Here is a 19,700-nt window from a genome sequence, read left to right on the forward strand (position 1 = left end):
CACGATGAACAGCCCAGCGCCATCTTGCTGCTCCTTACCCCCACGGGTTGGGGGGCCCCGCTATCCTACGATCGGCGCCAACGGCCGGGGGGCCACCGGGCGGTTGGCGTCCCTTACGAGACGACCACTTCATACAACGTCGCTTATGCAAGGTGGCCTCGCGAAGCGAGGTCGGATGAGGGGTGTTCCAGGGAACGCAAGCGTCTCACTCCGCTGGAACACCCCTCAACCGTCCCGGCGCTCCCACAGGGGGAGAAGGGAAGGCGCTATCTGGCCCTACACGCGCCGGTCACAATCAATTACTTTGCACCCATGAACCAGCACGCCAAGCTCAGAATCGGCCATTCGGCCTGTCCGCATGATTGCCCGTCGACCTGCGCGCTCGAGGTCGAACTGCTCGATGGCAACCGCATCGGTCGCGTCCATGGCGCCAAGGCCAACACGTATACCGCCGGTGTCGTCTGCGCCAAGGTCGCGCGTTATGCCGACCGCGTCCACCATCCCGACCGGCTTCTGAAGCCGCTGATCCGAGCTGGCGCCAAGGGCGACGGTGGCTGGAAGGAAGCGAGCTGGGGGGCAGCACTCGACCTCGTCGCCGAAAAGTTCATCGTGGCCGAGGAGAAATACGGTTCGGAGACGGTCTGGCCCTATTACTATGCCGGCACGATGGGGCTGGTGCAGCGCGATGGCATCGACCGGCTGCGCCATGCCAAGAAATATTCCGGCTTCTTCGGTTCGATCTGCACCAACCTGGCATGGACCGGCTGGATGATGGGGGCAGGCGCGCTGCGTGGTCCCGATCCGCGCGAGATGGCGAAATCCGATTGCGTGGTGATCTGGGGCACCAATGCGGTGGTCACGCAGGTCAACGTCATGACCCACGCCATCAAGGCGCGCAAGGAGCGTGGTGCCAAGATCGTCGTCATCGACGTCTACGAGAATGCGACGATGAAGCAGGCCGATCTCGGCCTGGTGCTGAAGCCCGGCACCGATGGCGCGCTGGCCTGCGCCGTCATGCATGTGCTGTTTCGCGACAGTCTCGCCGACCGCGCCTATCTCGAAAAGTACACCGACGACCCAAAAGGGTTGGAAGAGCATCTGAGGACGCGCACGCCGGAATGGGCGGCTGATATCACAGGCTTGACGGCCCCCGAGATCGAGGCCTTCGCCCGGCTTGTCGGCACGACCAAGAAAACCTATTTCCGGCTCGGCTATGGTTTTGCACGCCAGCGCAATGGCGCCGTCAACATGCATGCCGCGTCGTGCATCGCGGCTGTCACCGGCAGCTGGCAATATGAGGGCGGTGGCGCCTTCCACTCCAATTCCGGCATCTTCAAGCTCAACCAGGATGTGCTTGAAGGCACGAAGATGCGCGATCCCTCGATCCGTCATGTCGACCATTCACGTATCGGCCCGGTGCTGACCGGTGCCAGCGATGCGCTTTATGGCGGCCCGCCGGTAACGGCCATGCTGATCCAGAACACCAACCCGGTGAATGTCGCGCCCGAGCAGCGGCTGGTGAAGCAGGGTTTTATGCGCGACGACCTGTTCACCTGCGTGCATGAGCAGTTCATGACCGACACGGCCAAGCTCGCCGATGTCGTGCTGCCGGCGACGATGTTCCTGGAGCATGACGACGTCTACAAGGGCGGCGGCAACCAGCACATCACGCTTGGCCCCAAATTGATTGAGCCACCGGAAGGCCCGCGCACCAACCATTTCGTCATCGAGGAACTGGCTGAGCGCCTCGGGGTCGCCGACCGCCCGGGTTTTGGTCTCACCGAGCGCCAGCATATCGACATCATCCTGGGCAAGCGCGGGCTGGGCAGCTTCGACAGCTTGAAGGAGGACAAATGGGTCGACCTGCAGCCGGATTTCGAGACCGCGCATTTCATCAAGGGATTTGGCCATGCGGATGGTAAATTCCGCTTCCGCGCCGACTGGACCGGGCAGGCGGCGCCCAACAGGCCGCCGAGAAGCATGGGGCTGTTCGGGCCGGTGGAGCGGCTGCCGGAATTCCCTGATCATGTCGACCTGATCGAGGTCGCCGACGAGGCGCATCCGTTCCGGTTGGCGACGTCGCCGGCGCGCAATTTCCTCAACTCTACATTCTCGGAGACACCGGTATCGAAGGCCAGGGAAGGCCGGCCGGAGCTCTTGCTGCACCCCGACGATGCCGCGGCACATGGACTGGCCGACGGCGACCGCGTCGAGGTCGGCAATCAGCGTGGCGAGGTCGTGCTGCACGCAAAACTGTTCGACGGCATCAAGCGCGGCGTGGTCATCGCCGAAGGCATCTGGCCAAACAGCGCGCATGAGCGTGGCGAAGGCATCAACGTGCTGACCGGCGCCGATGCGCCGGCACCCTATGGCGGTGCCGCCTTCCACGACAACAAGGTCTGGCTGCGCGCGGCAGGCTAAGAACTCAGTTCCTTTCGCGCCAATCATACCGGCAGGATTTCGGCCGCCTTCCTTCGGTTTCGTCGGTAGCTGATGTCGTCGGCGATCCATTCCAACCAGCCGATCGTGGGCGCCGATATCGTTGAACTAAACCCGTCTCGCGACATCGCCAATCTGACCGCCGGCGTGGCGGCAAAACTCCTCAAGGAGATTGCCGGGATGATGGTCAAGACACATGGGTGACAGGCCCGCGAGGGTACGTTTTTAACGAAGACGATCTCCCGATGACGCCGGGGAAAGACTCAGCTACCTTCTGCTGTGCGGCGGACCTAATTATCCGCTTGGCCGGCGCTTCATTCTTCCTCCCAAGCGGCGCCGGCCTTCTTCCCCAAGAGCCTGCCGAACCGGAGCGTGAGCTGACGGCGACCTCAGCTCCGGACTCCACAGGCGGCATGAGGCAGGACACAAACTCGCAACGCCTAGTTCCGCCCGCGGCGCCTTGAGAATGCATCGGGGAAGCGCAAGCGAAGTCATCGCCGCCCTCGAACTTTGATCGCGCGCCTGGATGATCGGCAAGGGAACCAAATGCCGTTTCCTCGGTTGGTCCTGCTTCAATGCTTCAATGGAGTGTTGCAACCATGTTCCGTCTGCTTGTCGCCGGCGCTTTGGCTTATGTCGCCTATCGAATCGCCAGGAAGATGGTCGAGGACGTGCCCGATACAGTCGATCCGCTGCTTCTGCCACCGCCGCAACATGATCGCGAGGCCTTACGCCGGCAGTCAGCCGCCATGGGTGTCGATCCCGGGCGCTAGGGGCGATCCGTTTCCTCGGTCCGTGGGGCTCGGTCTGCCTCGCATTGACGTTGCGAACAAAGCAGAAACGATGCTTGATGGGCGATGAACCTCGCCGCCGCTGATTCGACCTTTCGGGAACCAACCGTCCAGCCTGCCTATCTCGCGCGGCTGAACGATGCCCAGCGCCAGGCCGTCGAGCATGGCGACGGCCAGATCGCTGGCCCGCTGCTGGTCATCGCCGGCGCTGGCTCCGGCAAGACCAACACGCTGGCTCACCGCGTCGCCCACCTGATCGTCAAGGGGGCGGACCCGCGCCGCATCCTGCTGATGACCTTTTCGCGCCGCGCCGCGTCCGAAATGGCCAGGCGTGTCGAGCGCATCGCCGGCGAAGTGCTCGGCCGCGACGCCGCGGTGATCGCCGACGCGCTGACCTGGGCCGGCACCTTTCACGGCATCGGCGCACGGCTGCTGCGCGACTATGCGCTGGAGATTGGCCTCGACCCGGCCTTCACCATCCATGACCGCGAGGATTCCGCCGACTTGATGAACCTGGTGCGGCACGAGCTCGGCTTCTCGAAAACGGAAGCGCGCTTTCCCACCAAGGGCACCTGCCTTGCCATCTATTCGCGTGCCGTCAATGCGCAGGCGCCGCTTAACGAGGTATTGGGGTCTGCCTTTCCCTGGTGCGCCGGCTGGGCCGAGCAGCTGAAACTGCTGTTCGCCGGTTATGTCGAGGCCAAGCAGTCGCAAAACGTGCTCGATTACGACGATTTGCTGCTCTACTGGGCGCAGATGACGGCCGAACCTGAAATAGCGGCCCATCTGGGCGGACGTTTCGACCATGTGCTGGTCGATGAGTATCAGGACACCAACCGCTTGCAGTCCTCGATCCTGCTGGCGCTAAAACCCGACGGCGCTGGGCTGACGGTGGTGGGCGACGATGCCCAGTCGATCTATTCGTTCCGTGCCGCCGAGGTTCGCAACATCCTCGACTTCCCAAAACAGTTCGCGCGGGCCGCCGACGTGGTGATGCTGGAGCGCAACTATCGCTCGACCGAAACCATTCTGGCCGCCGCCAATGCGGTGATCGGCGAGGCCTCGGAGCGCTTCACCAAAAACCTGTGGTCCGAGCGCAAATCGACCGACAGACCAAAACTGGTGACCGTGCGCGACGAGGTCGAGCAGGCCAATTTCGTCTGCGACACCATCCTGGCCGAGCGCGAGGCCGGCACGGCACTGAAATCCCAGGCGGTGCTGTTTCGCGCCTCGCATCACAGCGGACCGCTGGAGATCGAACTGACCCGCCGCAACATTCCTTTCGTCAAGTTCGGCGGCCTGAAGTTCCTCGATGCCGCCCATGTCAAGGATGTGCTGGCGGTGCTGCGCTTTGCCGAAAACCCGCGCGACCGCGTCGCCGGCTTCCGCGTGCTGCAACTGATGCCGGGCATCGGCCCTTCGGCCGCCGCGCAGATCGTCGAGACGATGACGACGGCGCTCGACGAAGCGATGGGCCTGGCCGGCTGGCGCCCGCCGCAACGCGCGGCCGATGACTGGCCGGGCTTCGTCTCGCTCTATTCCGGCCTGCGGGCCGGCGCCAAATGGCCTGCCGATCTCGAACAGATCAGGCTGTGGTACGAGCCGCATCTGGAACGCATCCACGAGGATGCTACAACGCGGCGTGCCGATCTGTTGCAGCTTGAGCAGATCGGGTCGGGTTACGCCTCGCGCGAACGGTTTCTCACCGAACTGACGCTCGATCCGCCGGACGCGACCAGCGACCAGGCCGGGCCGCCGCATCGCGACGAGGACTATCTGATCCTGTCGACCATCCATTCGGCCAAGGGCCAGGAATGGAAGAATGTCTTCGTGCTCAACACGGTCGACGGCTGCATTCCGGCTGATCTCGGCGTCGGCACCAAGGAAGATATCGACGAGGAGCGCCGGCTGCTCTACGTGGCGATGACGCGGGCCAAGGACAATCTCAATCTGGTCATGCCGCAACGCTTCTTTCCGCACGGCCAGGCGGCGCGCGGCGACCGCCATCTCTATGCTTCGCGCACCCGCTTCATCCCGGCTTCGATCCTTGCGGCATTCCAACAGGTATCGTGGCCGACCGCGCAAGCGGCGCAGGGCAGGGCGGCCCGGCCGGAGGTGCGCGTCGACATCGGCGCTCGCATGCGCGGCATGTGGAAATAGTCTCAAGGGTCGGCGCATGCCCCAACCACCGACCAGGATAGCCCTCGCGGGCGCGCTGGGCCGCATGGGTCGCCAGATGGCCGACGCCGTGCAGGCCGATGCGCGGCTGGCGCTAGCCTCACGTTTCCACCGGTCGGGGACTGTCGGCGAAGGTCTGGTGAGCCGCGACGAGGCGCTTGCCATGGCCGATGTCGTGATCGATTTCACCACGCCGGCTGCCTCGGCCGACCTGGCCAGGGTCTGCGCCGAGCGCGGCGGGCCGGCCCTGGTCATTGGCTCGACAGGATTCAGTGCCGCTGAGTTGGCGACCATCGCCGATGCCGCGAAAACCATCGCCATCGTGCGCTCCGGCAGCTTTTCGCTTGGGCTCAACATGCTGGTCGGGCTGGTCGAGCGGGCGGCGAAAGCGCTCGAGCCCGACGACTGGGATGTCGAGATTGTCGAGGCGCATCATCGCCACAAGATCGATGCGCCGTCGGGGACGTCGCTGATGCTCGGGCAAGCCGCCGCCGGCGGGCGCGGCATCGACCTGGGGACGGTCGCAAGGCGGGTCCGCGACGGCGTTACCGGCCCGCGTCCAGCCGGCGAGATCGGCTTCGCGGTGATGCGCGGCGGCAGCATCATTGGCGAACACAGCGTCGGCTTCTGCGCCGAGGGCGAGACCGTGACCCTGTCGCATTCGGCGCAGGACCGTGTCATGTTCGCGCGCGGCGCCATCGCCGCCGCACTCTGGGTGAGGGGCCGACCGCCCGGCGAATATGACATGCGCGACGTGCTTGGGTTCAACGCCTCGTGATGAGCAATCCCGCCCGATTTCATCTATTCCGCTCATCGAACGGCTGAAAGCCAGCTGAAAGCTTGGGCATGCCATGACGGGGCCGCGGTGTTCACCGCGTGACCGGCCCTTGGTGGCCGGTGAGGAGGAAATGCGGCGCAGCCTGTCGGCGCGCCGCCCAGGTGGAGGAAGTTTCGTGACAGGTATCATCTCGAAGTGCGCCTTGCGTTCAGCGACGCTGGCGTTGGCCATCGCCGCAACGAGTGCCACGGCGGCATCGGCGGCCGACAAGATCACCATCATCGTCGGCGGCATGGAGAAGCAAATCTATCTGCCGGCCGTGCTCACCCAGCAGCTCGGCTACTTCAAGGACCAGGGGCTCGATGTCGAACTGGTCAACTCGCGCGCCGGCGTCGAGGCCGAGAATGAACTGCTGGCCGGCGCCGTGCAGGGCGTCGTTGGTTTTTACGACCACACCGTCGACCTGCAGTCGAAGGGCAAATACATCCAGTCGATCGTCCAGTTCAGCCAAGCGCCGGGCGAGGTCGAGCTGGTCTCCGCCAAGCATCCCGAAATCAAATCGCCGGCCGACTTCAAGGGCGCCACGCTCGGCGTCACCGGCCTCGGCTCGTCGACCGATTTCCTCAGTCAGTATCTGGCCGTGCGCAACGGCCTGAAGCCTGGCGACTATACGCTGCTGCCGGTCGGCGCCGGCAACACCTTCATTGCCGCCGTCAAGCAGGATCAGATCCAGGCCGGCATGACCACCGAGCCGACGATTTCCCAATTGCTGAAGACCGGTGAGGCCAGTGTCCTGGTCGACATGCGCACGCCTGAAAAGACCAAGGAAGCGCTGGGCGGCCCCTATCCGGCGGCGTCCTTCTACGTCCAGTCCGCCTGGCTCGAAGACCACAAGGATGAGGCACAGAAGCTCGCCAATGCCTTCGTCATGACGATGAAGTTCATCGCCACGCATTCGGCCGGGGAGATCGCCGACAAGATGCCGAAGGACTACTACGCCGGCAACAGGGATCTCTACGTGCAGGGGCTGGCCGGCGGCAAGGCGATGTTCACGCCGGACGGCCGCATGCCGGCCGACGGCCCGCCAACCGTGCTCAAGGTCCTCTCGACATTCTCCAAGAGCCTGCAAGGCAAGCAGATCGACCTGTCGAAGACCTACACGACGGCGTTCGTCGACGCCGCCAAGTAGCGTCGCCCGACGGGCAGGGGCTTCCATCTCTGCTCGTTGAAGAACAACGGCTTGCGCCGCTTGCTTGAATGTAACCGCAGCGGCACGGCCCTTGCCGGACCACCAGGAGACCCGCGGCCGCGCCGTGGGCTCCCTTGCCCCATTGCGACAGGAGTGTGCCATGCAACTGCAACCCATGGCGGCCAAGAGGCTGTCTCAGGCCGCGCCGCCAGCTGACGCCGCGATCGCCATCGACGACGTGACATTGCGCTTCGTCACGCCGGACGGCCATATGATGACGGCGATCCGCGATTTCACCATGACAGTGGCGCGCGGCGAATTCGCTTGCGTCGTCGGGCCGACCGGCTGTGGCAAGTCGACGACGCTCAATCTCGTCACCGGGCTGCTGCGCCCGACGACCGGCAATGTCCGTGTCATGGGCAGCCCCGTCACCGATATCAGCCGCGACATTGGCTTCGTCTTCCAGGCTGACGCGCTGTTTCCCTGGCGCAGCGTCATCGACAATGTCGCCGCCGGCCCGCTCTATCGCGGCATGCCAAAGGCGCAGGCCTATGAGCGGGCGCGTGACTGGATCGCCCGTGTCGGCCTCGGCCGCTTCGAAAAGCACTATCCGCACCAGCTGTCCGGCGGCATGCGCAAGCGCGTCGCGCTCGCCCAGACCTTCATCAACCAGCCCAAGATCCTGCTGATGGACGAGCCGTTCAGCGCGCTCGACATGCAGACGCGCACCGCCATGCAGGACGAGCTGCTGGGTCTGTGGTCGCAGCAGAAGTCTTCCGTCGTGTTCGTCACTCACGACCTGGAGGAGGCAGTGGCACTGGCCGACAAGGTCTATGTTCTGACGGCCGGGCCGGGCACGGTCAAGAGCGTCTACCACATCGACCTGCCGCGTCCGCGCGTCATGGCCGACATTCGCTACGACCCGAAATTCGTCGAGATCGCCAAGGTGATCTGGAACGACCTGCGCGAGGAAGTGCAGCTCGGCCAGAGCCGCACCTTGCAAACCGGCCATTGAAGCGGGTCGCCGACCCGCTCCAATGGTTTTGTTTTCGCAATTCCGGACGGAAAACCGCTTGGCACTTTTCCTGGAATTGCTCTGAGAGGAGACGCTGCCATGACCGCCATATCTCCCACCACTTCCCAGGCCGCCGTCCGCGATGCCTCCATCGCCGTTGCCGAAGGCCGGGCGAAGGCACGGGTGCGCCGCCGGCATGCGCTGGTCATCGGCCTGCGCCTGGCTATCCTGGTCGTCTTCCTCGGCCTATGGGAACTCGGTGCCGACCACGACATCATCGATCCGTTCTTCTTCGCCAGCCCGTCCGGTATCTGGGACCAGATCTGGGTGTGGGTCACCGAGGGCACGTCGCAAGGGCCGCTCTGGGTGCAGATCTATGTGACACTCGAGGAAACCTTCCTCGGCTTCGTCATCGGCGCCGTCGGAGGCATCGCCGCGGGCATCATCCTCGGCCGCAACCGACTGCTGGCGGACGTCTTTTCGATCTACATCAAGATCGCCAACTCGGTGCCGCGCGTCGTGCTGGGCTCGGTGTTCATCATCGCGCTCGGCCTCGGCATGGCCTCCAAGGTGGCGCTCGCCGTGGTAATGGTGTTCTTCGTCGTTTTCGCCAACGCCTTCCAGGGCGTGCGCGAAGCCGACCGGGCGATGATCGCCAACGCCCAGATCCTCGGCGCTTCGCCATTCCAGATCACCCGCACCGTCATCATCCCGTCGGCGATGAGCTGGATCCTGGCCAGCCTGCATGTCAGCTTCGGCTTTGCCCTGGTCGGCGCGGTGGTCGGCGAATTCCTCGGCGCCAAGCAAGGCATGGGCCTGCTGATCTCGACGGCGCAGGGCGCCTTCAACGCCAATGGTGTCTTTGCCGCCATGATCATCCTGGCGGTGATGGCGCTGGTGGTGGAGTTCATCATCACCCGCTTCGAGAACTATGTCGTCAAATGGCGGCCGGCGCCGTTCAACGAGCAGGGGACCTGATCCACTTCGGCATGCCGCGATCAGGCCAAAGGCAACCTTACCTCAACCACCAGGCCACCGGTCGCGCCATCTCCAAGGGTGACGCGTCCGCCGGCATTTTCGACGACCTCGCGTACGATGGCGAGGCCAAGCCCGCTGCCTTCCTCGGTCGAACCGGCAATGCGGTAGAAGCGTTCGAACACATGATCTCGCTCGTCCGCCGGAATGCCGGGCCCATCATCGGCGACCGTCAGCACGGCTTTGCCGTCGATGACCGCCAGCTTCACCGTGACGCTGCCGCCGGCTGCCGAGTAGCGAAGCGCATTGTCGACAAGATTGACGATCATCTCGCGCAGCATGGTGCCGTCGCCGATGACCGGCACGGGGCCAGCCTCCTCGAGGCCGAGATCGATCCTGCGAGCGATCGCCGCCGGCGCCTGGGTTTCCAGCACGTGCCGGGCGGCGTCGGTCAGGTCGATGCGGTCGGCGCGCGGCCGCCGGCTACCGGGTTCGGCTCGCGATAGCGTCAGCAACTGTTCGGCCAGCCGCGCCAGCTTGCCGGAGCTTGCCTGCAGCGCCACCAGGGCTTCCTGTCGCGCCTCCGCAGCACTTTCGCGAAGCGCGTAGCTCGCCTGTGTCGACAGCAGCGCCAGCGGTGTGCGCAACTGGTGCGCCGCGTTCGCGATGAAGCGGCGTTGCGCCGCCATCTGCGCGCGCACCCGCTCCATGTAGGCGTTCAACGCATCGATCAGCGGCTGAATCTCGCTTTGCGCCCCCGGCACTTCGACCGGATCGAGATCGCTGCGGCCTGGAGAGCGCACCGCGTCGCGCAGCCGGATCAGCGGTGCCAGGCCGCGACGCAGGCCAAGCAGCACGAAGATGCCGGCAATGGCCACCAGCGCCAGTTGCTGGGCAAAGGCGCTGAGCCACAGCCGTTTCACCATGGCATCATGCCCGGCCAGCGTGACACCAACGGTGACGGATATTGGCGAGTCAGCGCCGGCGCCGACCACCGCATGACTGAATGTCAGCAGCCGCAGCGCGTGGTCGCGATAGACCGCTTCCGTGCTGGGCTGCCTCGGACCCTCGGGCAGGTCGGGGTAGCCGGTCAGCAAACGCCCGCCAGCCGTCTCGACACGATAATAGACGCTGTCGCGATCGCCGGTGTCGAACATCTCGATCGCCGCCGGCGGCACCGTGGCGTCGAGCACGCCGTCGACAATGGCAACCTGCTCGGCGATGGCGCGCGCCGAACCCAACAGCATCCGGTCCGTGACCAGATCGGCGGTCGCCTGCGCGCTGCGGTGGCTGGTCCACAGGTTGATGGTGGCGAGCCCGGCGAGCGGCAGCACTACCCAGGCCAGCAACTGCAAACGGAGGCTGCTGGTCCTCATGGCGCCAAATCGTCATGACGCAAGAGATAGCCGAGGCCACGCAAGGTGGCGATCTGGACACGAGATCCTTCGAGCTTCTTGCGTACACGGTGCACATAGATCTCGATGGCGCTAGGGTCGGCGTCGGTCTCGAAATCATAGATCGCGGCCGACAACGCCGCCTTGCTCACCGTGCGCCCGGCCTTGACCATCAATTGCTCCAGCACTGCGTGTTCGCGCGGCGTCAGCGCCAACGTCTCGCCAGCGAGCGAAAACAGCCGGGTATTGGTGTCGAAGACGAGATCGCCGCAGGCGACGACGGGCGCGGTGCGGTCATTGGCGCGGCGCAGCTGCACGCGGATGCGAGCCTCCAGCTCCTCGATCTGGAACGGCTTTGCCAGATAATCGTCGGCGCCTTCATTGAGGCCCTTGACGCGGCCGTCGAGGCTGGCATTGGCGGTCAGCACGATCACCGGCACACGGTTGCCGCGCGCCCGCAACATGCGCAGCACCTCTAGCCCGCCCATGCGCGGCAATGCCAGGTCGAGGATGACAAGCGCGTGGTCGCCGGCGGCCAGGGCATGCTCGACATCCTCGCCATCATGGACGACGTCCACCACATAGTTCGCCTGACGCAGGGTCTTGCCCAGCCAGTCGGCCAGGTCGCGATTGTCTTCGACGAGCAGCAGCCGCATCTCTATCGCTGTCCTGGGGTGCGGTTCACCCGGATTTCCATCTGTTTCTTCGACTGGCACAGCCAGGTCGCGCCCGATTGATGATCGTGCACCAGCGATAATATCGATCCATCCGCAAGGCAAATGCTGGAGATCCCGAGGTTCAGGCGGCGGCGCCTTCGCACAAATCGAACCGATCGGTTCGTCTTCTGTTGACGGACCGTGCAGCATGTGGTGAACGCCGGCTCGGTGAACGGTCGCGCCCGGCGGTGGGGGTTTCTGCCAACAATCTGATTTTGATGAATAAAATAATGACCGCGGAGGCTGTTTGTCGAATTTCAAGGGCCGAAATCGCACGATCCGTGGAACATCTTCGTGATTGGAATCCGTGGCGGGGCAAACCCATCTCGGGGTGGTCCGAGCGACGCGAAATTCCTCCCAAGGGCACGCCACCAGACGGACAGAACAAAGAAATACTGGAGTAAACAAAATGACCAAGATCGCTCTTACCGCCGCCGCCATCCTCGTCGCCTCGGGCACTGCTTTTGCCGGCAGCGACAATTACGGCTCTTACAATGCCAACCAGCCGGTTCCCAACCAGTCGCCTTCGAGCCAGTCGACTTTCAACATCGACACCTCGCACACCGGCTCGATCCTGAAGCCCTCGAAGGCACAGGGCGACGCCAACGCCAAGGTGCCGGCTGAGTCTGGCCAGGGCATCTGGGGCCGCTAATCTAGGCTAGTCTCGACTACCAAGTCTGACTACAAAGAGCGGTGGGCTTGGCCCGCCGCTCTTGTTTTTTGCGCGGAGTAGCGCCGCCGGGGGCGCCGGCTCAAGCAGCCAATCCTCGCCGTCGGCAACAAACAGTTCTCGCCCAAAAATAAAGTTGGATTGGCCGGGGTCCGCTGCATGGCAGGCTTGGCCTGCCGCGCCTGGATCCTAGCCCAGATCCTTCGGCCGCAGACAATGTGTCAGCCGGGCGCAGGACAGGCCCGACCAGTCGCCCTCGAAGACGAAGCGCGCGAGGGCTGCCGTCGGGAATCTTTCCTCGAGCTTCTTGCGCGCCTTGGCCTCCGACCCTGGCCCGGCAAGCTGTCTGGCCAGGTCTTCCAGGCCCGGATTGTGGCCGATCACGAGCAAGCTGCCACCCGACGGGTCGACCTGATGAATCTGGCTTAGAATATCCGCCGCTGAAGCGTCGTACAGCGCCTTGGCGAATACGACCTTGGGATGCGCGGGCAGTTCCGCCGCCACCAGCCGCCAGGTGTCGCGGGCGCGCAGTGCCGGCGACACCAGCGCCAGGTCCGGCAGCCAGTCGCGCGCCGCAAGCTCGCGCCCCATCAAGTGTGCCGCCTTCAATCCGCGGTCGGTGAGTGGACGGTCGAAATCATCGAGTGCCGGATCGTCCCAACTCGATTTGGCGTGGCGAAGCAGGAGAAGCTGTTTCATCGCCACGCTCTCGGCTCACGGCGTGATGCGCGCCAGGTGCTCGAGGTCGGCTTCCTCGCGCAGCGGGTCAGGGGCCATCACCACCGAGGTGCTGTTGTCGGCATCGTCGGCAAAGTGCGCAAGCACGGTGCGGCCGGCCTCCATGCGCGCCTTGCCTTCGGCGACCAGCCCCAGCGCCAGCGGATAGAGCCGGTGCTCGGTCTTCAGCACGCGGGCAGCCAGTGTATCCGCATTGTCGCCAACCATCACCGGCACGGCCGCCTGGGCGATGATCGGGCCGTCATCCATCTCGGAGGTGACGAAATGCACGGTGCAGCCATGGATGCGCATGCCGGCGGCGAGTGCGCGCGCATGAGTATCGAGCCCCTTGAAAGCCGGCAGCAGGGCAGGGTGGATGTTGATCATGCGGCCCTGCCATTTCTGGACGAAGCCGGGGGTGAGGATGCGCATGTAGCCGGCCAGCGCCACGATCTCGGCATTGAATGCCACGAGCGCCGCGTCGATGGCGGCATCATGCGCCTGCTTGCTGCCATGGTCGGCGCGCGAGATGACCTGCGTGGCGATGCCGCGCGCCCTGGCGATGCCGAGGCCGGCGGCGTCGGCCTTGTCGGAAATGACGCCGACGATCTCGGCCGGGAAGGCCGGGTCGCTGGCCGCCGCGATCAGCGCGGTCATGTTGGAGCCGCGCCCCGAGATCAGGACAACGGTGCGTTTCCTCTGTACGCTCATAGGCCGATCGAGCCCCGATAGATGACGCCGGCATCTCGGCGCGGCACGATGCGGCCGATCGGCGTCACCGTCTCGCCGGCCTCCTGCAGCACGGCGGCGACCTGCGCCGCCTGGCCGGACGCGACCGCCAAAATCATGCCGATGCCGCAATTGAAGGTGCGCATCATCTCTTCCGGCTCGACGCCACCGGTCTTGGCCAGCCACGAGAACACTGGAGGGACGTCGATCACCTCGAGGTCGAGCTCGGCCGAAAAATCCTTGGGCAGCACGCGCGGAATGTTTTCCGGGAAGCCGCCGCCGGTGATGTGGGCGAGCGCCTTGATGCCATGCGTGTTGCGGATGGCCTTGAGGATCGACTTGACGTAGATGCGGGTCGGCTCGAGCAGCGCCTCTGCCAGGGTGGCCTCGTCGTTGAACGGCGCCGGATCGCCCCACGCCAGGCCGCTGACGGCGACGATGCGGCGCACCAGCGAATATCCGTTCGAATGCAGGCCCGAGGAAGCGAGGCCCAGCAGAACGTCGCCTTCGACGATGTCGTCGGTGGGCAAGAGCTGGCCGCGTTCCGCCGCGCCCACCGCAAAGCCGGCAAGGTCGTAGTCGTTGCCATGATACATGCCGGGCATCTCGGCCGTCTCGCCGCCGATCAGCGCGCAGCCGGCCTGGCGGCAGCCCTCGGCGATGCCGCCGACGATCGCGGCACCCTGGTCGGGATCGAGCTTGCCGGTGGCGAAATAGTCGAGGAAGAACAGCGGTTCGGCTCCCTGCACGACGATGTCGTTGACGCACATGGCGACGAGATCGATGCCGATCGTGTCGTGCTTGCCGGCATCGATGGCGATCTTGAGCTTGGTGCCGACGCCGTCATTGGCCGCCACCAGCACCGGATCCGTGAAGCCGGCGGCCTTGAGGTCGAACAGGCCGCCGAAGCCGCCGATCTCGCCGTCGGCGCCCGGCCGGCGCGTCGCGCGCACCAGCGGCTTGATCTTCTCGACCATGAGATTGCCCGCGTCGATATCGACGCCGGCCTCGGCATAGGTGAGCCCGTTCCTGCGCTTGCTCGTTTTGGGCTGGCCCGTTTTGGGCTGGCTTGTGTCGCGCTTGCTCATCGCAATTTTCCTGCTCGTTTGCGGGCTCTTCGCATGAACGGCTGCGCCTCGCAAGGATGACGACAGAATGGTTGGCTTTTACCCCGATAAAAACGAGGCGATGGCGCCCCTTGTGCAAAATCTCCTCGGCCCTCGTTTCTCATCGGAGGCAAAACCTCGCGTCTCCATTTTCGCCTCACCCCTTTGCATCCTTGTATGTAGTTGTTGTTGGTGCTCTGTTGCCATGCATCAGGCATTGGGGGACAAGGCATGCTCAATCCTTCGCAACAGATCATGAGACTAGGCTTCGGATTCGCCGTGTCACAGGCGCTGCGCGTCATTATCGAACTCGGCATCCCCGATCTCCTGGCTGCCAGCGAGCGGTCGGTAGATGAACTGGCGGCTGCCACTCAATCGGATGCTGACTCGCTTTATCGTGTAATGCGACTTCTCGCGCCTGAAGGGGTGTTTAGGGAAGTGCTGCCCCGTCATTTCGAGTTGACGGAGGTTGGTGCGGTGCTGCGCTCCGATCGGCCGGGTCCCCGTGACTTCATCCGTATGATCAACAGCGAGGCCTATCTTGCCTTCGAGCAGCTGCTGCATTCTGTCCGCACCGGAAAGCCGGCCTTCGACAAGGTGTTCGGGAGCCCAAGGTTTGACTGGCTGTCGGAACATCCGGAACAGGCTGCCTTGTTTCAGCGTGCCATGGTCGCCCTGAGCCAAGGCAGTAACGAGGCCGTTGCCGAAGCCTATGATTTCAAGCCGTTCACGCGGATCGTCGACGTTGGCGGCGGACATGGCCAGCTTCTCTCGGCGATCCTGGCTCGCAACCCTCATCTGGACGGCGTGCTTTTCGATCTGCCGTCGGGCGTCGCGGCAGCACGCCAGGGTGCCGGAGGCGACCTGCCGCGTACCGAATTTGTCGCCGGTAATTTCTTTGAAAGTGTTCCCACCGGGGACGTCTACGTCATCAAGAAGGTCGTTCACGATTGGGATGATGGGCGTGCCGTGGAGATCCTGCGAAATTGCCGCAAGGCAATGCTGCCGAACGGGAAGGTGCTTGTGGCCGAGACGCTCGTGCCGCCAGGTGACGAACCGAACCAGATCAAGGGTATCGACGTGGTCATGCTCGCCGTCACTGGCGGCCTAGAAAGAACGCGGGTCCAATATGCAAGCTTGTTCGACGTCGCTGGGCTACGCCTTGAACGAGTGATTCAGACCCAAGGACCCATTTCCATCCTTGAGGCATCGGCGGTCTGACCAAAGAAGTTGTCGCCGCGAGCCCAGGTCGCGGTACTTCGCTGTCCAGCGACCGCACCTTTTCCGTGAAGGTTAGGGATATCGCATGTCGAGATGGCCGGCAGGGCATAGGGGTTCAAACAGACCTTTGCCATGTCTGGCGCTTCTCCCTTGCGATCCTCCTTCGTCTCCATCATTTATCGGCAAGCAAACCCAACAGGCACGCATTTGACCGTCCCCAATCTGATCACCATCCTGCGCTTTGTTCTGGTGCCGGCGGTGGTGCTGGCAATGCTGCAGGCGCGCTGGGACTGGGCCTTTGCCGGGTTCCTCGTTGCCGGCATTTCCGACGGCGTCGACGGTTTTATCGCCCGCCGGTTCAACCAGCAGTCAACGCTCGGCGCCTATCTCGACCCGATGGCCGACAAGCTGCTGCTGGTTTCGGTCTTCGTCGTCATGGGCTTCATCGGGCAATTGCCGCTCTGGCTCGTCGTGACCATGGTGTCGCGCGACGCGTTGATCGTCTGCGCCGTTGTGTTGTCCACCGTCATGGCCCATCCGGTCGAGATGAAGCCGCTTTTCGTGTCGAAGGCCAACACCGCCATCCAGATCGTGCTGGCCTCGGTGGTGCTCGGCGAACTTGCCCTGTCGGTTCACCTCGACCCGCTAAGGCCAGGCCTCATATTGCTGTCCGGGGTCTTGACCGTGGCTTCGGCCGCGGCCTATCTCGTGGCTTGGCTGAGGCATATGAGCGGCTATGGCGAAGGCTCCAAACCGGGCACCTGATCAAGAATCCATCGAAGCGGCCGCCGAGGCCGCGGCGGCAGGCGAAACTGCGTCTCTGGCGTTTCGCCGCCAGATCCGCTTCTGGCTGATCAGCGCCGTCCTGCTGGCGCTGTTCCTCTACGTCTTTTCAGGCATCCTTTTGCCGTTCGTCGCCGGCATGGTGCTGGCCTATTTCCTCGATCCGGTCGCCGACCGGCTGCAGCGGCTCGGCCTGTCGCGCTTCATGGCGACGGTGGTCATCCTCATCACCTTCCTTATCGTGCTGGTGCTGGCCTTCGTCATCCTCATTCCGGTGCTGGCGACGCAGATGGCCGATTTCGCCGGCAAATTGCCGGAATACCTGACCCGGCTGCAGAGCCTGATCACTTCTTTCGATCCGAAATGGCTGGAACAGAAGTTCGGTGTCAACGCCAATGGCTTGCGCGACGGACTGAATTCGCTGCTGACCTCCGGCTTCGGCCTGCTCACCACGGTCTTCACCTCGATCTGGAGTTCCGGCGTGGCGCTGGTCTCGGTGGTCAGCCTGTTCGTGGTGACGCCGGTGGTCGCCTTCTACATGCTGCTCGACTGGGACCGCATGGTGGCGGTCATCGACAGCTGGGTGCCGCGCGACAATGTCGCGACGGTGCGCGCCATCGCCAAGGACATCAACACCGCCACCGCCGGCTTCGTGCGCGGCCAGGGTACGCTGTGCCTGGTGCTGGGCGCCATGTACGCCACCGGGCTGACGCTGACCGGGCTGAATTTCGCCATCCTCATCGGCCTGTTCGCCGGGCTGATCTCCTTCATTCCCTATGTCGGCTCGCTGACCGGGCTGGTGCTGGCCGTCGGCGTCGCCTTCGTTCAGTTCTGGCCGGACTGGACGATGATCGTCGCCGTCGCGGTGGTGTTCTTCATCGGCCAGTTCATCGAGGGCAACATCCTGCAGCCGCGGCTGGTCGGCAAAAGCGTCGGCCTGCATCCGGTGTGGCTGATGTTTTCGCTGTTTGCCTTCGGCGCGCTGTTCGGCTTCGTCGGCTTGTTGATCGCGGTGCCGGCTTCCGCTGCCGTTGCCGTGCTGGTGCGGTTTGCCATAGCCCGCTATCTCGAATCGCCGCTTTACAAAGGTCACGGCGCGGGGCCTGTGCCACAGCTTCCGGCCGATCGCGGCGGCGGCCACCGCACGCAACCGCGTCGCTGACGTGACTGCCCAGCCAACCGATCCGCCGCGCCAGTTGCCGCTCGATCTCGGCCATGGCACCGGCTATTCGCGCGACGAGCTCGTCGTCTCCGGCACCAACAACCAGGCTGTAGCCTTGGTCGATCGCTGGCCGGACTGGCCTTCGCAGGTGGTGGTGCTGGCCGGTCCCGCAGGCTCGGGCAAGACACATCTGGCCTCCATATGGCGCAAACGCGCCAACGCGGTTGCGATCGACGCCAAGCGTATCGGTGACAGCATCGCCAATCTCGGCGCCCGCCCGGCACTGATCGACGATGTCGATACCGGAGCGGTTGATGAACATGGCCTGTTCCATCTGATCAATGCGGTGCGTGGTGCCGGGTCCACGCTGCTCCTGACGGCGCGACGCTTTCCCTCGGCCTGGGGTGTCAGGCTGCCTGACCTTTCCTCACGGTTGAAGGCGGCGGCGACGGTCGAGATCCATGAGCCCGACGATCTCTTGCTTGCCGGCGTCATCACCAAGCTGTTCGCCGACCGCCAGGTCGAGGTCGAGCCGCATGTCGTGCAATACCTGGTGCGCCGTATCGAGCGCTCGCTGGCGACAGCGATGCGCGTGGTGGAAAGGCTGGATCGCACCGCGCTCGAGCGCAAGACGCCGATCACGCGCACGCTCGCCGCGGAAACCGTCAGCGCCATGGATGAAGGGCAAGGCGAGTTCGAGATTTGAGGGCGCCGCCGGGTCAGCGAGAGACGAAACCCTGCTCGGCCATGCAACCGCGAAACACTTCGTGCGACGTAATTGCATGAGTTTGCCGGCTGGCCCCGGTCCTGCCTGCGCTCCAAATCAGGTTGTAGGCCCTGGGAGTGAGGCGCTTGGGTTCTCGCCCGGCGAGCTTGCCTTCAAATGCATCGAGCGATCGCCGGTGCCGCGGCGGTGGACATTCCCAACGGCAATCATCAGCCTCCATTGCTTCGGTTGTTGAAGCGGACCATTCGATGGTCTGTCTCTCTGCTGAGTTATGGACCATCGAATGGTCCATAAGGAGCGACCAATGCAAGTATCTGTCACCGATGCCAAGGGGCAGTTGACCGAGTTGGTGCGCCGTGCGGAGGCGGGCGACGAGGTCATTCTGACCCGTCACGGCCATGCCGCGGTGCGGCTGGTCCCCATCAAGGCAATGCCCGACAGGGTGGGCCGCCGCGCGCTCCTGGAAGCCGCGCGTGCGGCAGGGGCTGCCAAGGCGAAGGCCGGACCGTCCGCTGCCCGTAGCCAGGATTTCCTCTATGGTGATGATGGCCTGCCCGAATGATCGCGGTCGACACCTCGGCTCTCATGGCGATTGTTCTTGATGAGCCCGATGCGAACCTGTGTATCGCCGCCCTCGAAGCCGGGGATGACGTTCTGATCTCCGCCGGCACCGTGGCCGAAGCCTTGATCGTCGCGGCACGACGCAATGTCGGTGAAGAGTTGTCCGGCCTGATCGACGGACTTGGTTTCGAGATAGTGGCGGTGACGCCGGCCTCGGCGCGCCGCATCGCCGAGGCTTATGCTCGATGGGGCGAGGGCAACCACCCGGCTGGACTCAATTTCGGCGACTGCTTCGCCTACGAAGTGGCGAAGGAGCATGCCTGCCGCCTGCTTTATGTCGGCGGCGATTTTTCTAAGACCGACATAGAGAGTGTGCTCTAGGAACCATAGCAGGGTGACCATCGCCGGGGCATTTGCATTGCCAGGGATGGTGGATGGTCGGAGTGGAGAGATTCGAACTCCCGACCCTCTGGTCCCAAACCAGATGCGCTACCAGGCTGCGCTACACTCCGAACGGTCTGTTGCCTATTCATTTCAGTGGAGCATGGC

At 64.2% G+C, this 19,700-nt stretch carries 20 protein-coding genes and 1 tRNA gene; 15 read left to right on the plus strand and 6 right to left on the minus strand.

Annotated features, from left to right (window positions below; genetic code table 11):
* The first annotated feature begins 312 nt into the window (after positions 1-312).
* The 8 genes from NKH19_RS26760 (at position 313) to NKH19_RS26795 (ending at position 9,368) form a co-directional block, all read left to right on the plus strand.
* Positions 313-2,421 (plus strand): molybdopterin-containing oxidoreductase family protein, encoded by a 2,109-nt coding sequence (locus NKH19_RS26760; protein ID WP_352983106.1) that lies wholly within the window; start codon positions 313-315, stop codon positions 2,419-2,421.
* Between the two features lie 72 nt (positions 2,422-2,493).
* Positions 2,494-2,643, plus strand: coding sequence for an arginase family protein (locus tag NKH19_RS26765; protein WP_352868054.1), 150 nt, complete (start codon positions 2,494-2,496; stop codon positions 2,641-2,643).
* Between the two features lie 395 nt (positions 2,644-3,038).
* Positions 3,039-3,212 carry a hypothetical protein gene (locus NKH19_RS26770; protein ID WP_352868052.1) on the plus strand — a complete coding sequence of 58 codons (174 nt, stop codon included), beginning with the start codon at positions 3,039-3,041 and terminating at the stop codon, positions 3,210-3,212.
* 84 nt (positions 3,213-3,296) lie between these two features.
* Positions 3,297-5,390 (plus strand): ATP-dependent helicase, encoded by a 2,094-nt coding sequence (locus tag NKH19_RS26775; protein ID WP_352868050.1) that lies wholly within the window; start codon positions 3,297-3,299, stop codon positions 5,388-5,390.
* A 16-nt stretch (positions 5,391-5,406) separates the two neighbouring features.
* Positions 5,407-6,186, plus strand: coding sequence for a 4-hydroxy-tetrahydrodipicolinate reductase (gene dapB / locus NKH19_RS26780; protein ID WP_352868048.1), 780 nt, complete (start codon positions 5,407-5,409; stop codon positions 6,184-6,186).
* Positions 6,187-6,361: 175 nt separating this feature from the next.
* Positions 6,362-7,375 (plus strand): ABC transporter substrate-binding protein, encoded by a 1,014-nt coding sequence (locus tag NKH19_RS26785; protein ID WP_352868047.1) that lies wholly within the window; start codon positions 6,362-6,364, stop codon positions 7,373-7,375.
* A 160-nt stretch (positions 7,376-7,535) separates the two neighbouring features.
* Positions 7,536-8,390 (plus strand): ABC transporter ATP-binding protein, encoded by an 855-nt coding sequence (locus tag NKH19_RS26790; RefSeq protein ID WP_352868044.1) that lies wholly within the window; start codon positions 7,536-7,538, stop codon positions 8,388-8,390.
* A 99-nt stretch (positions 8,391-8,489) separates the two neighbouring features.
* Positions 8,490-9,368: an ABC transporter permease gene (locus NKH19_RS26795; protein WP_352868042.1), complete on the plus strand. Its 879-nt coding sequence runs from the start codon at positions 8,490-8,492 to the stop codon at positions 9,366-9,368.
* 20 nt (positions 9,369-9,388) lie between these two features.
* Here the strand turns inward: NKH19_RS26795 and NKH19_RS26800 are convergent, their stop codons facing one another.
* Positions 9,389-10,741, minus strand: coding sequence for a sensor histidine kinase (locus NKH19_RS26800; protein WP_352868041.1), 1,353 nt, complete (start codon positions 10,739-10,741; stop codon positions 9,389-9,391).
* On the minus strand, positions 10,738-11,415 hold the full coding sequence (locus NKH19_RS26805) for a response regulator (RefSeq protein WP_352868038.1): 678 nt from the start codon (positions 11,413-11,415) through the stop codon (positions 10,738-10,740). Before NKH19_RS26805 ends, NKH19_RS26800 begins: the two co-directional genes overlap by 4 nt.
* Before the next feature lie 469 nt (positions 11,416-11,884).
* Between NKH19_RS26805 and NKH19_RS26810 the strand changes: the two genes are divergently transcribed.
* Complete coding sequence (locus NKH19_RS26810; protein ID WP_352868036.1) at positions 11,885-12,127, plus strand: DUF680 domain-containing protein; 243 nt, start codon at positions 11,885-11,887, stop codon at positions 12,125-12,127.
* A 207-nt stretch (positions 12,128-12,334) separates the two neighbouring features.
* Here the strand turns inward: NKH19_RS26810 and NKH19_RS26815 are convergent, their stop codons facing one another.
* From NKH19_RS26815 to purM, 3 genes are read right to left on the minus strand one after another with little or no spacing between them, the layout of a single operon-like run.
* Positions 12,335-12,844, minus strand: coding sequence for a SixA phosphatase family protein (locus NKH19_RS26815; protein WP_352868035.1), 510 nt, complete (start codon positions 12,842-12,844; stop codon positions 12,335-12,337).
* 15 nt (positions 12,845-12,859) lie between these two features.
* Positions 12,860-13,573 (minus strand): phosphoribosylglycinamide formyltransferase, encoded by a 714-nt coding sequence (gene purN / locus NKH19_RS26820; protein WP_352868032.1) that lies wholly within the window; start codon positions 13,571-13,573, stop codon positions 12,860-12,862.
* Positions 13,570-14,679: a phosphoribosylformylglycinamidine cyclo-ligase gene (gene purM, locus NKH19_RS26825; RefSeq protein ID WP_352868030.1), complete on the minus strand. Its 1,110-nt coding sequence runs from the start codon at positions 14,677-14,679 to the stop codon at positions 13,570-13,572. The genes purN and purM overlap by 4 nt, the downstream gene beginning before the upstream one ends.
* A gap of 249 nt (positions 14,680-14,928) precedes the next feature.
* Here purM and NKH19_RS26830 point away from each other — a divergent pair, with 249 nt between their 5' ends.
* From NKH19_RS26830 to NKH19_RS26855, 6 genes are all read left to right on the plus strand, one after another.
* On the plus strand, positions 14,929-15,918 hold the full coding sequence (locus tag NKH19_RS26830; protein WP_352868027.1) for a methyltransferase: 990 nt from the start codon (positions 14,929-14,931) through the stop codon (positions 15,916-15,918).
* A gap of 207 nt (positions 15,919-16,125) precedes the next feature.
* Positions 16,126-16,683 (plus strand): CDP-alcohol phosphatidyltransferase family protein, encoded by a 558-nt coding sequence (locus NKH19_RS26835; protein WP_352868025.1) that lies wholly within the window; start codon positions 16,126-16,128, stop codon positions 16,681-16,683.
* Positions 16,655-17,863: an AI-2E family transporter gene (locus tag NKH19_RS26840; RefSeq protein ID WP_352868023.1), complete on the plus strand. Its 1,209-nt coding sequence runs from the start codon at positions 16,655-16,657 to the stop codon at positions 17,861-17,863. Before NKH19_RS26835 ends, NKH19_RS26840 begins: the two co-directional genes overlap by 29 nt.
* Before the next feature lies 1 nt (position 17,864).
* A complete protein-coding gene (hdaA, locus tag NKH19_RS26845) occupies positions 17,865-18,569 on the plus strand; it encodes a DnaA regulatory inactivator HdaA (RefSeq protein ID WP_352868021.1) in 705 nt (234 codons plus the stop codon).
* 325 nt (positions 18,570-18,894) lie between these two features.
* Positions 18,895-19,152, plus strand: coding sequence for a type II toxin-antitoxin system Phd/YefM family antitoxin (locus NKH19_RS26850; RefSeq protein WP_352868019.1), 258 nt, complete (start codon positions 18,895-18,897; stop codon positions 19,150-19,152).
* Entirely contained in the window at positions 19,149-19,532 is a 384-nt protein-coding gene (locus NKH19_RS26855; protein WP_352868017.1) for a type II toxin-antitoxin system VapC family toxin, read from the plus strand. The genes NKH19_RS26850 and NKH19_RS26855 overlap by 4 nt, the downstream gene beginning before the upstream one ends.
* A gap of 54 nt (positions 19,533-19,586) precedes the next feature.
* Here NKH19_RS26855 and NKH19_RS26860 read toward each other — a convergent pair.
* Positions 19,587-19,663, minus strand: a tRNA-Pro gene (locus tag NKH19_RS26860).
* Between the last annotated feature and the right edge of the window lie 37 nt (positions 19,664-19,700).

This window comes from Mesorhizobium sp. M1338 (assembly GCF_040318045.1).
In the GTDB taxonomy this organism is placed as follows: Bacteria; Pseudomonadota; Alphaproteobacteria; order Rhizobiales; family Rhizobiaceae; genus Mesorhizobium.